The organism is Kitasatospora sp. NBC_01250, from assembly GCF_036226465.1.
Taxonomy (GTDB): domain Bacteria; phylum Actinomycetota; class Actinomycetes; order Streptomycetales; family Streptomycetaceae; genus Kitasatospora.
On the sequence record NZ_CP108476.1, the window covers coordinates 7,863,757 to 7,878,004 of the forward strand.

Annotated in this window: 5 protein-coding genes and 2 pseudogenes; 4 read left to right on the top strand and 3 right to left on the bottom strand. The window is 75.0% G+C overall.

Annotation, left to right across the window (positions count from 1 at the left end; all coding sequences use genetic code 11):
• Positions 1 to 199: 199 nt before the first annotated feature.
• The 3 genes and pseudogenes from OG500_RS33210 to OG500_RS33220 all read right to left on the bottom strand — a co-directional run bounded on the left by OG500_RS33210 (position 200) and on the right by OG500_RS33220 (position 3,771).
• Positions 200 to 1,519, bottom strand: a complete 1,320-nt coding sequence (locus OG500_RS33210) for an aldehyde dehydrogenase family protein (RefSeq protein WP_329587874.1) — start codon at positions 1,517 to 1,519, stop codon at positions 200 to 202.
• Positions 1,514 to 2,212 (bottom strand): annotated as a pseudogene (locus OG500_RS33215) (type 1 glutamine amidotransferase domain-containing protein); the annotation flags it as partial. The pseudogene OG500_RS33215 and the gene OG500_RS33210, both read right to left, overlap by 6 nt.
• 62 nt (positions 2,213 to 2,274) lie before the next feature.
• Positions 2,275 to 3,771, bottom strand: a complete 1,497-nt coding sequence (locus OG500_RS33220) for an MFS transporter (RefSeq protein ID WP_329585616.1) — start codon at positions 3,769 to 3,771, stop codon at positions 2,275 to 2,277.
• 151 nt (positions 3,772 to 3,922) lie between these two features.
• On the opposite strand from OG500_RS33220, the gene OG500_RS33225 reads away from it, so the two are divergent.
• The 4 genes and pseudogenes from OG500_RS33225 to OG500_RS33240 all read left to right on the top strand — a co-directional run bounded on the left by OG500_RS33225 (position 3,923) and on the right by OG500_RS33240 (position 14,219).
• Positions 3,923 to 4,378 (top strand): MarR family winged helix-turn-helix transcriptional regulator, encoded by a 456-nt coding sequence (locus tag OG500_RS33225; protein WP_327070544.1) that lies wholly within the window; start codon positions 3,923 to 3,925, stop codon positions 4,376 to 4,378.
• Between the two features lie 61 nt (positions 4,379 to 4,439).
• Positions 4,440 to 5,831 (top strand): C39 family peptidase, encoded by a 1,392-nt coding sequence (locus OG500_RS33230; protein WP_329585620.1) that lies wholly within the window; start codon positions 4,440 to 4,442, stop codon positions 5,829 to 5,831.
• Between the two features lie 510 nt (positions 5,832 to 6,341).
• A pseudogene (locus OG500_RS33235) lies at positions 6,342 to 6,878 on the top strand (hypothetical protein).
• Positions 6,879 to 7,205: 327 nt separating this feature from the next.
• Positions 7,206 to 14,219, top strand: coding sequence for an SDR family NAD(P)-dependent oxidoreductase (locus OG500_RS33240; RefSeq protein ID WP_329585623.1), 7,014 nt, complete (start codon positions 7,206 to 7,208; stop codon positions 14,217 to 14,219).
• Positions 14,220 to 14,248: the final 29 nt, after the last annotated feature.

A 14,248-nucleotide genomic window follows, 5' to 3' on the forward strand; every position in this document is an offset into this window, starting at 1 on the left:
CCGGCCGATCGCTCGACCGGGGACCGGTATCTTCTCGCAGCCGCTGCGGCGGCCGGTGCGCAGCCGTGGCCGGCCGGGCGGATCGGCCGAGCGGGTCGGCCGGGTGGCTCAGCCGAGCGGGTCGGTCGGCCGAGTCGGCCGGGTGGATCAGCAGGCCGGGTCGGCCGGGCGGATCGGCCGAGCGGGTCGGCCGGGTGGCTCAGCCGAGCGGCTTGTCCAGCACGGCCTTCGCGTGGCTGAACGTGTCGATCGAGTACTCGCCGTGGTAGCGCCCCATGCCGCTCTCGCCCACGCCGCCGAACGGCAGCTCGGGCACCGCGAGGTGGGAGACGGTCAGGCCGAAGACCAGCCCGCCGGAGGAGGTCTCCGCCGCCAGCCGCTGCTTGGTCTGCTCCGAGTCGGTGAAGGCGTAGAGCGCGAGCGGCTTGTCGCGCTCGTTGATGAAGGCGATCGCGGCGTCCAGGTCGGGCACGGCGATGACCGGCAGGATCGGGCCGAAGATCTCGCCCTGCATCACGGGCGCCTCGGGGGAGACGTCGGCCAGCACGGTCGGCGCGAGGTAGCGCGTGGCGCGGTCGTGGCCGCCGCCGGTGACGATCCGGCCCTCGGCGAGCAGTGCGGTGAGCCGGTCGTGGTGGCGCTCGTTGACGATCCGTCCGTACTCCGGGTTGCCGGCCGGGTCCGCCCCGTACAGCGCCTGCACGGCCTCGCGCAGGTGCGCCTCCAGGGCACCCGCGGTCTCGCCGATGGCGAGCACGTAGTCCGGGGCCACGCAGGTCTGCCCGGCGTTCTGGAACTTGCCGCGCGCCACCCGCTGGGCGGTGACCGCGAGGTCGGCGCCGGGCTCGACCACCACGGGGCTCTTGCCGCCGAGTTCCAGGGTGACCGGGGTCAGGTGCTTGGCGGCGGCCGTCATGACGATCCGGCCGACCTGGCCGTTGCCGGTGTAGAAGATGTGGTCGAAGCGCTGCTCCAGCAGGGCCGTGGTCTCCGGCACGCCGCCCTCCAGCACGGCCACCGCCTCCCGGTCCAGGTAGCGCGGCAGCAGCCTGGCCAGCGCCGCGGAGGTGGCCGGGGTCAGCTCGCTGGGCTTGACCACGGCGGTGTTGCCCGCCGCCAGGGCGCCCACCAGCGGGGCGAGGGCCAGCTGCAGCGGGTAGTTCCACGGCGCGATGATCAGCACCACGCCGAGCGGGTCGCGCACCACCTGGGCTCCGGCGGGCCGGAAGCCGTCCGGGACGGCGGCCGGCCGCGGGCGCAGCCAGTCGGCCAAGTGCTCGACCGTGTGGTCGAGTTCGTTCAGCGTGAAGCCGATCTCGCTGCGGTGGGCCTCGGTCGCGCTCTTGCCGAGGTCGGCCTTGAGCGCGGCCAGGAAGGCCTCGGACTGCTCGGTGAGCAGGGCGCGCAGCGCGCGCAGCTGGGCGAGCCGCCAGTCGATCGGCCTGGTCCGCCCGGTGGTGAAGGCGCCGCGCAGTCGCGCCACCACGGTGGCCGGGTCGGTGGAGACGGCGGCGACCAGGGTGTGGGCCAGCCCGGCGGAGGAGCCCGGGTTCTGGCCGGTGTAGAGGTTGCGGTCGGTCACCGTGTGCGGGGTGAACGGCGCGGCCTCGACGAACTCGGCGCCCAGCTCGACCAGGCGGTCCTGGACCAGCCACGGGGCGCGGTCGGCCAGGCCCACCACCGTCTCCTCGGCGTTGCTGAAGGCGGTCATCCGGTAGCCGGCGAAGGGCCAGCTGCCGTCCTCGCGGCGGGCGGCGAGCAGCGCGGCCGGCGCGTGGCAGACCACGCCCAGCGGTTTGCCCGAGTCGAGCGCCCGGGTCAGCAGCCGCCCGGAGGCCTCGTCCACCGCGAGGTCCTCCATCGGGCCGTGGCCGCCGGGGTAGAAGACCAGGTCGTAGGCGTCCGGGTCGACCTCGGCGAGCTCGGCGGGGTGCGCCAGCTGCGCCCCGATGGCGTCGAGGTAGGTGGCGAGCCACGCGGCCTTCTCCCGGCCGCCGCCCGCGGCGCCGCCGTTGGCCTCGGCGCTCAGGCTGCCCGGGTCGGCGGTGGCGGGGACCCCGCCGGGGGTGGCGATGGTGATCTCGAAGCCCGCCTCGGTGAAGATCCGGTGCGGCTCGGCGAGCTCCTCGGCCCAGAAGCCGGTGGGGTGCGGGGTGCCGTCGGCCAGCGTCCACGCGGTGGCGCCGGTGACGACGAAGAGGGCGGAAGTCATGGTGCTGCTCCAGTGCGGAAGTTGCTGAAGTGCGGGATTGCGGTGCGAGCGGTTGTGGGGGGTCAGGAGGTGGCGGTGGCGGGAGCAGGGGTGGGCTGCTCGCGCCGCTCGTCGTCCGCCACCAGGGCGAGGTGCGGCCGGTGGTGCTTGCTGAGCCCCGCCAGCGCGACCACGACGGCCAGCAGCAGCGCCCCGGCGGCGATCACGAAGCTGAGCGTGAACTGGCTCTCCGCGGGCAGCGCGGCCCCGCCGAGCGCGGCGTAGCTCACCGTCTTGGAGGCGAGCAGCGAGGTCACCACCGCGCTGGCGATCGAGCTGCCGACCGACCGCGAGATGGAGTTGATGCCGTTGGCGATGCCAGTCTGCTGCAGCGGCACGCTGGCCGCGATCAGGGCGGGCATCGCGGCGTAGCCGAAGGAGATCGCGATGCCGGTGAGCATGCCCGCCACGATCACCGAGCCCTCGGCGCCGTGGCCGAAGGCCAGCCAGGCGAAGCCCGCCACGCCGATCAGCGCGCCCACCGCGAGGGTGTGCCGGGCGCCGATCCGCCGCACCAGCCGGCCGCCGACCGGCGCCGCGGCCAGCGCGATCAGCGCGCTGGGCAGCAGGTACTCGACGGAGGCGCGCAGCACCGAGGCGGTGAAGCCGTAGCCGGTCAGCCGGCCCGGCATCTGCACCAGGTAGGAGATGCCGATGAACTGGGCGAACGAGGCGAAGCCGACGAAGAGCCCGGCCAGGTTGGTGAAGAGCACCTGGCGGTGGACGAACATCCGCATGTCCACCAGCGGCTCGCGCACCCGCCGTTCGATCAGCACCCAGAGCGCGGCGACCACCACGGAGCCGGCCAGCGAGCCGAGCGTGCGGGCCGAGGACCAGCCCCACTCGTGGCCCTGCGAGATGCCGAGCAGCAGCAGGACCAGGAAGACGGCCAGGCTCAGCGCGCCCAGCACGTCGATCCGGCCCCCGGTGGGCGAGCCGCCGTGCGGGACGACGGCGGCGACGGCGGCCAGTGCGAGCACGGTCAGCGCGGTGGAGAACCAGAAGACCAGGTGGTAGTTGGGGTGCGCGCCCTGGGTGAGCAGCCCGGTGGCCACCAGCGAGAGCCCGCTGCCGAACGCCAGCGTGCCGCTGACCAGCGCCATCGCCCCGTGCAGCTTCTCCTGCGGCACCTCGTCGCGGATCACCGAGAGGGCGAGCGGGAAGATCGCGGTGGCGGAGCCCTGGAGCACCCGGCCGACGATCAGCAGGGTCAGCGAGGTGGTGGTCGCGGCGATCACCGAGCCGACCACCATCACCGCGAGCACGGCGAGCAGCGTGCGCTTCTTGCCGTACTGGTCGCCGACCCGGCCCAGCAGCGGGGTGAAGACGGCGGCCGAGAGCAGCGCGGCAGTGGTCACCCAGCTGACGCCGGCGGCGCCGGTGTGCAGTTGCTTCTGCAGCAGGGCGAGGATCGGGACGACCTGGGTCTGCGCCATGGCCACGACCATCGCGGCCAGGCCGAGGGCCAGGATCAGGGGGGTGCTGCCGCGCTGTCTGGTGGCGGCGATGGCGTGGCTCATGGGGGGTCCTCTGCGAACGGTGCACGGCGAACGGTGGCGGTCGGGGGGAACCTGGACCATTGCCGTTTGAAAGGTTGATGTCCTCAACCAATGAGATGACGGTAGACCTGAAAGATTGAGGATGTCAACCAATCTCGCCTACACTCGACCCATGACGCAGTCCGCCACCCCGCCCGCCGCCGCCCCCGCGGCTGCCGTCGCCGCGCCCACCCCGGTCGAGCTGATGGACCAGGTCGCCCGGGCCGCGGCTGCCTACTACCGGCACTTCGCCACGCTCGCGGCCGACCGGGGCCTCACCCTCATGCAGGGCAAGACGCTCAGCCTGCTCCGCGAGCCCCGCCCGATGCGCACCCTGGCCGACCTGCTGGCCTGCGACGCCTCCAACGTCACCGGCATCGTCGACCGCCTGGAGGCGCGCGGACTGGTCCGCCGCGAGGTCGATCCCGCCGACCGGCGGATCAAGAACGTGCTGCTCACCGAGGAGGGCGAGCAGGCCGTCCGCGAGATCCGCGCCGAGCTGGTGTCCGGCCTCACCGGCCTGGAGCAGCTCGACGAGGCGGACCGGCACGCCCTCCAGCGCCTGCTGGGACTGGTCTTCCCCGGGTGATCCGGACCCTGTCCGGCCCACCGGTCCGTGACCCCGGCGGGTCGCCCCGCGTTGAGGGGGTGTGCCCAACCACACCTCCCGCCGCTCCCTGCTGGCCGCCGCCTCCGTCGCCGTCACCGCAGCCGCCGTCTCGCCCCGCGCGTCGGCCGCGACCGCCCCGAGCCGTCCGGCGCCGGACGCCGGCCCCGCCGAGGTGACCCCCGCCGTCGAGTTCCGGGCCTGGACCACCGCCGCCGACTGGGGCGCCGGCGCCGCCCAGGGCACCGCGGTCGAGGACCTCCCGGGCGGCTCGGGCGACGGCCCCCAGGGCCTGCGGATCGAGACGGCCGCCGGCACTGTCGACCTCACCGACCCGCACACCGGCGCGACCGCGAGCTGGGAGTGGGCGAGCTGGACCTCGCCTGCGCAGCCGCTCGCCGTCCCGGCTGCGCAGGCCGTGGTCTCCTGGAACGCCCACACCCCCGCCGGCACGTGGCTCGCCGTCGAGCTGCGCGGCAGCTACACCGACGGCACGAGCACGCCCTGGTACGTGATGGGCCACTGGGCCGCGGGCGACCAGGACATCCGCCGCACCAGCGTCGACGCCCAGCAGGACGGGCGCAGCAGCATCCGCACCGACACCTTCGCCATCGACACCCCCGCGAGCGGGCTGCGCCTGGCCGGCTGCGAGCTGCGGCTCACCCTCTACCGCACGCCCGGCACCGCCCTCACCCCCACCGTCCGGCGCCTGGGCCTGCTCGCCTCCGACCTGCCCGAACGCACCGAGGTGCCGCCCGCCGCGCCCGGCCTGCCCGCCGCCCGCGAACTGCCCGTGCCGCGCTACTCGCAGGAGATCCACCGGAGCCAGTACCCGCAGTACGACAGCGGCGGCGAGGCCTGGTGCAGCCCCACCTCCTCGCAGATGGTCATCGCCTACTGGGGCCAGGCGCCGACCCCCGCCGACCTCGCCTGGGTCAGCCCCGACTACGCCGACCCCCAGGTCTGCCAGGCCGCCCGCGGCACCTACGACTACCAGTACCAGGGCTGCGGCAACTGGCCGTTCAACGCCGCCTACGCGGCGACCTACCCCGGCCTGCAGGCCGTCGTCACCCGGCTGCGCTCGCTGACCGACGCCGAGCAGCTGATCCAGGCGGGCATCCCGGTGATCACCTCCGTCTCGTTCCGCAGCGGCGAACTGGACGGCGCGGGCTACGACACCGCAGGCCACCTGATGGTGCTCGTCGGCTTCACCGCCCAGGGCGACGTGATCGCCAACGACCCCGCCTCACCCTCCGACGACGCCGTTCGACGCGTCTACCAGCGGCGCCAGTTCGAGAACGTCTGGCTGCGCACCAAATGGACGAACGCGGCAGGCACCGTGGCGGACGGCAGCGGCGGCATCTGCTACCTCTACTTCCCGACCGACCCCGACCCGACCCAGACCCAGGCCCTCGCCTCCTGCGGAGTGCGCTGAGCCCCGAGCCGAGCTGACGCTTGATCAGCGATGCTGCGTTGCCGCGACGTTGCCGCTCACCCCACGAAGCCCCTGCACCTCCTCCGGTACCCGCGCGGCAGCTCCTCACCGCCCCGGACCGCGTGCCCGGCCGGGAAATGCGGGTGCACCGTGTCTGTCCCTCTGCCATGATCGTCGGCCATGACCGCAGCACGCGCCGGAGTGGGAGTTCTGCAGCGCCCTCTTCCGCGAGTTCCAGCCGCTGATACCCGTCGGCGAGGGACGGCTCAGCCGACCCTCGGCCTCCGGCGCCAACCTCTGGCGCGGCACCTTACAAGCCTGACCCCGCACCGTCGCCAGACTGCCCGCGAAGCCCACCGCTGTCGTCTGCCTCTGCACGGCCCAGGGTGAGCCAGTGGTGACCCGCCAGCCGATGTGCGAGCGGGTCGTCGCCCGCGAAGCGGGGCTGCCCGTTGCCCGCGCGAGTCGCGGACAGCCGGGGCGGCAGGGTGTGGCGAAGGAGGGGGCGGGATGAGCCGGCCGTTGCTGTTTCTGGATGTTGACGGGCCGTTGAACCCCTATGCGGCGCCGGGGGGAACGCGTCCGGAGGGGTACGTGACGGTCGGGGTGCCGGAGGCGGGGGGCGAGTGGGGACGGCGGGTGCGGCCGTTGCAGGTGTGGCTCAGGCCTGGGGACGGGGCCGCGTTGCTGGGGCTGGGCCACTTCGTGGATGGCGGAGGCCAATCGGTGGATCGGGCCGGTGCTGGGGTTGCCGGAGCTGCCGTTCGTCGACTTCGGGGAGGCGTTGTTCCGGGAGCGGCCGGACGGGTGCACTGGAAGTGTGAGCCGCTGGTGCGGTATGCCGCCGGCCGGCCGTTTGCCTGGGTGGACGACGAGCAGGGGGCGGCGGATCACGCCTGTGTGGCAGCCGAGCACGGCGGGCGGGCGCTGCTGCATCACGTCAACCCGCGGGCCGGGCTGCGGGAGGCGGACTTCGCCGGGCTCGCGGGGTTCGCGCGGTCGCTGGGGGCGGGTGGCGGCGGTTGGGGTGTGCGGGGCCGGGGGTGACCGAGGGGGTGGGGGGAGCGGGGCGGAGGGGCATCTGGGCAGTGTGGCACTGGTCGTACAAGTCGGCAACGGCGCCCGGTGGTTGGGGAGCGCTACCGTTCGTGCACCGGCGGGTCGGGCATGTGCGCAGCGTATTGACATGAGCGCGCAATGTGGGCTTAACCTGGCTGGCACTACCCGCCGGTAGCGTCAATCTACAACCGGACAGCGGAATCGCGCGAGGGTGCCCTGGCTTGTGGGTCGGGGTGCTTCGCGACGTGCTGTGCCGGTCGGAGTCGCCCGCACGTGCCCGCACCGCGCCGCAAGACTCACACTTTCGGAGAGCCCATGAGGCCCGCGCCCCCGCGCACAGGACTTCCGCACGACCTCGTCATCGGGATCACCCCCTTCTGTCAGCCGGATGTCGGGCTCGCCGAGGCCGTCTGCCGGGCCGGCGGGCTCGGGGTGTTGGACCTGGGGACGGGGGACCGGCGGGCACGGGAGGCGGTGGCCGCGCTCAGGGAGCGGTTGGGCGGCGGGTTCGGGGTGCGGGTCGGGCCCGGATGCGGGCTCCTGCCGGAGGAGTTGGGGGTGTCCGGCGGGGCGAGACCGGAGACGGTGGTGCTCGCCGGGGAGGTGCCCGGCTGGGAGGCGGCGGACGTCGCGGGCCAGTTCCGGCTGCTGGTCGAGGTGACCGAGCTCGGGCAGGCGGTGGCCGCGGTGCGGGCGGGAGCCCGGGGGCTGATCGCTCGGGGCAGTGAAAGCGGCGGCCGGGTCAGCGAGTTGAGCACCTTCGTCCTGCTGCAGCAGCTGCTGGCGGCACCCGAGGTGGACGTGCCGGTGTGGGCCTGCGGCGGGATCGGCCTGCGAACGGCGGTGGCGGCGGTGGCCGGCGGGGCGGCCGGGGTGGTGCTGGACAGCCAGCTCGCGCTGCTGGACGAGTCAGGGGTGTCGCCCGAGGATGCGGCGGCGGTGCGCGGCATGGACGGCTCCGAGACGCTGGTCGTCGACGGTCGGCGGGTGCTGCGGAGAAGAAAAGAGTTGATGGTTGGTCAGGACGGTTTCCTGGCGAAGGTGTTCGCGGAGCGGTGGGGGACGGTCCGGCGGGCATTGCGGGCCATCGGCGAAGCCGTCCGGGGGGCCGAGGCAGGCGCCGCGCTGTTGCGGCCCGGGGCACCGCTGAGCGTGGCGTTCGGTACCGAACTCCCGGTGGCGCAGGGGCCGATGACCAGGGTCAGTGACCAGCCCGGGTTCGCGGCGGCGGTCGCCGAGGCGGGCGCGCTGCCGTTCGTGGCGCTCGCGTTGGCGGGTGCGGAGCAGAGCCGCGAGCTGTTGGGGCGGACGGCGGTGGCCCTGGAGGGACGCCCCTGGGGCGTGGGCGTGTTGGGGTTCGCGTCGGAGGAGGTGAGGGGCGCGCAGCTGGCCGAGGTGCTGGCGGCGCGGCCGACCCATGCGGTGATCGCCGGCGGACGTCCCGCGCAGGCGCGAGTGTTGGAGACGGCGGGTATCCGGACCTTCCTGCATGTGCCCTCGCCGGGGCTGCTGCGGCAGTTCCTGGACGACGGGGCGCGCCGGTTCGTCTTCGAGGGGTCGGAGTGCGGCGGGCACGTCGGGCCCCGGTGCAGCTTCCCGCTCTGGGAGGCGCAGCTGGCGGTGCTGGAGGACTTCCTGGACGAGGCGAAGGAGGCTCAAGGCACGCAGCTGGAGGTGCTGTTCGCGGGCGGCGTGCATGACGAGCGCTCGGCGGCGATGGTGGCGGCGATGGCCGCACCGCTGGCGGAGCGGGGCGTGGCGGCGGGCGTGCTGATGGGAACGGCCTATCTCTGCACCGAGGAGGCGGTGGCGCACGGCGCGGTGCAGGAACAGTTCCAGCGCCAGGTGCTGGCCGCGCGGGCGACGGAGCTGCTGCAGACGGCACCCGGGCACGCCACGCGCTGCCTGCCGAGCCCGTTCACGGTGGAGTTCGGGCAGGCCAGGGAGCGGCTGCGGGCCGAGGGCGTGCCGGACCGGGAGGCCTGGGAGCACCTGGAGCGGCTGAACGTCGGGCGGCTGCGGATCGCCAGCAAGGGCGTCGACCGGGTGTCGGGCGAGCTGGTCGAGGTCGACGAGCAGGGGCAGTTGGCGCGCGGGATGTTCATGGCGGGGCAGGTCGCCGTGCTGCGCTCGGCGACCACGACGCTCGCCGGGCTGCATGCCGCGGTGACGACCGGCGCGGCGGAGTTCCTGGCGGGCAGGACAGACGAACTGACGGAGGCTCAAGAACAGGAAGCGGCGGTGGAGCCGCTGGACATCGCCGTGATCGGCATGGCCGGCATGTTCCCGCAGGCGCCCGACCTGCCCGCCTTCTGGGCCAACATCGTGGCAGGCGTGGACGCGGTCACCGAGGTGCCGGTCGAGCGGTGGGACCCGGCGCTCTACTACTCGGCGGACGGCGACGTGGGCAGGACGCCGTCCAAGTGGGGCGGTTTTCTGCCGCCGATCCCCTTCGACCCGCTGAGCTACGGCATCCCGCCCGCCGCGCTGGGCAGCATCGAGCCGGTGCAGTTGCTGGCCCTGGAGGCGGCGCGGCGCGCGCTGGTGGACGCGGGGTACGACGCGGGCGGGGAGCGCCAGGGCAGCAGCGGGCGGAGCTTCGACCGGTCCCGCACCAGCGTGGTGTTCGGCGCCGAGGCGGGCAGCGACCTGTCGAACGCGGGCGTGCTGGGCGCGGTGCTGCCGGCCTACCTGGGCGAGGTCCCGCCGGCGATCGCCGAGCAACTGCCCGCGCTCACCGAGGACTCCTTCCCCGGCATGCTCTCCAATGTCATCGCGGGTCGAATCGCCAACCGGCTGGACCTGGGCGGCGCCAACTTCACGGTGGACGCGGCCTGTGCCTCCTCGCTGGCGGCGCTGGACGTGGCCTGCAAGGAACTGGCGGCGGGCACCGCCGACTTGGCGCTCTGCGGCGGTGCGGACCTGCACAACGGGATCAACGACTTCCTGCTCTTCGCCTCGGTGCACGCGCTCTCGCCGACCGGCCGCTCCCGTCCCTTCGACGCCTCGGCGGACGGCATCGCGCTCGGCGAAGGCGTCGGCTGCCTGGTGCTGAAGCGCCTGGCGGACGCGGAGCGGGACGGCGACCGGGTGTACGCGGTGGTCCAGGGCATCGGGAGCGCGAGCGACGGGCGTTCGCTGGGTCTGACCGCGCCCCGGCCCGAGGGGCAGCGGCTGGCGCTGGAACGGGCCTACCGCGGGGCGGGGGTCGCGCCGGCGCAGGTCGGGCTGCTGGAGGCGCACGGGACCGGGACGGTGGTCGGCGACCGGACCGAACTCGCCGTCCTGGGCAAGGTGTTCGCGCAGGACGGCGCGGCGCCCGGGAGTTGCGCGCTCGGGTCGGTGAAGTCCCAGATCGGCCACACCAAGTGCGCGGCGGGCCTGGCGGGCCTGATCAAGGTCTCGCTCGCGCTGCACACCGGGGTCAAACCGCCCACCCTGCACCTGGAGAAGCCGAACCCGGCCTGGCAGAAGGACAGCAGCCCGTTCGCCTTCCACGCCGAGGCCCGGCCGTGGGCGGCGGCACCGGCCGAACGGGTGGCGGGGGTGAGCGCCTTCGGCTTCGGCGGCACCAACTTCCACGCGGTGCTGCGTGGTTACGACGGTCCGACGCCCGTGCACGGCCTGCAGGAGTGGCCCGCCGAACTGTTCACCTTCCGTGGCACCGACCGGGAGCGGGCGCTGCGCGGCGCGGCGGAGCTGCTGCGGCTGGCCGAGGCGGACGGCGCGCCCTGGCGGCTGCGGGACCTGGCGCTGGCAGCCTCGCGACGCGCGGAGGCGGGACACGGGCCGGTGCAGGTCGCGGTGGTGGCCTCGGACCTGGCCGAACTCACGGCGCTGCTGCGGCGAGCGGCGAACGGCGAGCACAGCCCGGACCACGGCCTCTACATGGCGCAACGCGGCCACGCGCCGCAGGGCAGTGGCACGCCGGAGGGGAGCGGCACCGGCGCGGTCGCGTTCCTCTTCCCCGGGCAGGGCAGCCAGCGGCCGGGGATGTTCGCGGAGCTGTTCGCCGCCTTCCCCGGTGTGCAGCGGCACTTGCGGCTCGGCGGGGCCTGTGCGGAAGTGCTCTACCCGCCGCTGGCCTTCACCCCCGAGGCGCGCGCGGCACAGCGCGACGCGGTGACCGACACCCGCGTGGCGCAGCCCGCGCTGGGGATGGCGGGGCTGGTGGCGTACGAGCTGCTGGCGCTGGCCGGGGTGCGGCCACAGCTGGCCGGCGGGCACAGCTACGGTGAGTTGGTCGCGCTGTGCGCGGCGGGGGCACTGTCGGCCGAGGAGCTGCCGGGGCTCGGCACCGAGCGGGCGCGGGCCATGCTGGAGGCGGTCGGCGAGGGCGCGGACCCCGGGTCGATGGCGGCGGTGACCGCCGGGGTCGCGGCGGTCGACGAGGTGCTGACGGCGGCTGGGCTGGCCGGAAAGGTGGTCGCGGCCAACCACAACGGACCCAAGCAGACGGTCATTTCGGGTCCGACGCCCGAGGTGGCCACGGCCGGCCGACTGCTGCGCGAAGCCGGGCACGGGGTGACCAGGCTGCGCGTGGCCTGTGCCTTCCACAGCCCGCTGCTGGCGGGCGCGGGCGAGCGCTTCGCCCGGGCGCTGGCCGAGCGCACCGTGCGGGCCCCGGAGTTCCCGGTCTTCGCGAACCGGACGGCGGCCGGCTACCCCGCCGACCCGGCCGGGGTCCGGGCCGAACTCGCGGCGCAGATCGGCGCGCCGGTGCGGTTCGCCGAGCAGATCGAGGCCATGTACGCGGCAGGTGCCCGGGTGTTCGTCGAGGCCGGTCCGGGGTCGGTGCTGTGCCGGCTGGTCTCGTCGATCCTGGGCGAGCGGCCGCACCGCGTGGTGCCGGTCGAGGGGCGCCGCCGCGGCCTGCCCGGATTCCTCGACGCGCTGGCCGAACTGGCCGTCGCGGGCGTGCCGGTGCGCACCGACCGGCTGCTGCGCGGGCGCGATGCGGTGGACGCGGGCCGGGCGCGGGCTGCGCGCAGGCCCGGCTGGACGGTGGACGGGCAGCTGGTGCGCACCGCTGCCGGAGAACTGCTGCCCGGTGCGCTCGCACCGGCCCGACCCGTACCGGAGGCGCTGATGACGACGCACAGACCAGAGACGAACGGCGATGCGCTGATCGCGGAGTTCCTGCGCAGCAGCCGGGAGTTGATCGCCGCGCAGCGCGACGTGCTGATGACCTACCTCGGTGGGACGGGCGAGCTGCCGGCACCGGTGGCGCCCCCGGCGGTGGCGTCCGCCCCGGCGGCGGCCACGGCGGCGCTCACGGCGGCACTACCGGCCGCAGCGTCGGCAGCGGTACCCGCGCCGCGCGCGGCTCTGCCGGCCGTCGCCGAAGCACCTGCGCCGGCAACGGAGTTCGGCGAGGAGGAGCTGCAGCGCGTGGTGGTGGAGGTGATCAGCGAGCGCACCGGCTACCCGGCCGACATGATCGAACCCGAGCTGGACCTCGAAGCCGACCTCAGCATCGACTCGATCAAGCGCACCGAGATCATCGGCCAACTCGCCCGCCGCCTCGGCGGCGCGGACCAGCTCGGCGGCCTGGCCGACGAGCAGGTGGAGGAGCTCTCCCGGGCCCGTACCACCGCCGCCATCACCGCCTGGCTGGCCGCCCGGCTCGGCGGGCCCGAGCCCGAGTCAACGGCCAGGCCCGAGTCGACGCCGACGCGCGAGTCAACGCCCGTGCGCGAGCCCGTACCCACGCCCGTGTCTGCGCCCCTGCCCGCGACGGAGCCGGCGGTGCCCCAAGCGCCGGAGGAGCCCGTCACCGGTGCCGAGCCCGCGCGCCTGGAGTTCGCGCCCGTCCCGCTCGCCGCGGCCTTCGCCGCGCCCGAGGCACTGGCCGGCCGGCGCTTCGCCCTGCTGGGGAGCGACGGCCACGGCCTCGCCGAGGCGTTGGCCGCGCGGCTCACCGCAGCGGGTGCGCAGGCGCTCGCCCTGGCCGCGACGCATGAACTCACGCCCGCCGACGGCCCGGTGGACGGCGTGCTGCTGCTCGACCCGCTCGCCAAGCACGGCGCACCGGTGCTGCCGGGCTGCGTCCCGGCGCTGCAGGCCGCCCTGGCCTGCTCGCCGCGCCAGCTGCTCGCCGCCCGGATCACGGGAGGCACCACCGACGGCGCGAAGGAGGAGGCGGCCGGCCGGGCGGACGGTCTGCGCGGCCTGTTCCGCACCCTGGCCCGCGAGTACCCGGACACCACCGCCCGCCTGGTCGAACTGGACGCGCCGCACCCGAGCGACCCGACGGCCGCCGCCGACCCGACACGCGCCGCCGACTCGACCAACGCCGACGACCCGACACGTGCCGCTGATGCGCTGCTCGGCGAGCTGCTGGCCGCCGACCGTGAGCCCGTGGTGCTGCGCGGCGCGGCCGGACGGCACGGCCTGGCGCTGGTCGAACGCGGCCTCGGGCTGCTGGGCAGCACGGGGGCGGGGCCCGCCGGTGACGGGGTGGCCGAGGCGGCCGCGCTCGGGCTCGACCAGGACGCCGTGGTGCTGCTGGTCGGCGGGGCGCGCGGGATCACCGCGCGGTTCGCGGCGGCCCTCGCCGCGGCGAGCCGCTGCCGCCTGGAGCTGCTCGGCCGCACCCCGCAGCCCGAGGGCCCCGAGGACCCGCTGACGGCCGCTGCGCGCGACCGGTCCGCGCTGCGTGCGGTGCTCGCCCGGCACGGTGTGCCGCTGCCCGAGGTCGACGCGACGGCGGCCCGGCTGCTGGCCGGGCGCGAGGTCGCCGCGACGCTCGGCGAGCTGGCGGCGCTCGGCTCGCCGGCCCGCTACCGGACGGTGGACGCGGCCGATCCGGCGGCGCTGCGGCAGGCGGTCAAGGAGGCGTACGCCGAGTACGGCCGGCTGGACGGCGTCGTCTACGCGGCCGGTGTGATCGAGGACAAGGTGTTGGCCGAGAAGGACCCGGAGTCCTTCCGGCGGGTCTTCGCGACCAAGGCCGACGGAGCCAGGGCGCTGCTCGACGCGCTGGCCGAACTGCCCGCCGGTCCCCGCTTCACCGTCCTGTTCGGCAGCATCGCCGCCGCGCTGGGCAACCGCGGCCAGGCCGACTACGCGGCGGCCAACGACGCGCTGGAGGAGCTGGGTGCCCGCTGGTCGGTGCGCACCGGGCGCCGGGCGCTGACCGTGCACTGGGGGCCGTGGGCGCCCTCCGAGACCCACGGTGGCATGGTCTCCGCCGAGTTGGCCCGGGAGTACGCCCGGCGCGGGGTCCGGCTCATCGACCCGACCGCCGGCACGCTCGCGCTGCTGCGCGAACTGGCCTGGGGCGAGCCGTCGGTGCGCTCCGTCGTCTACACCGCCTCGGGCTGGTGACCGCGCCGGTGGCGGATCGAGCGGACGAG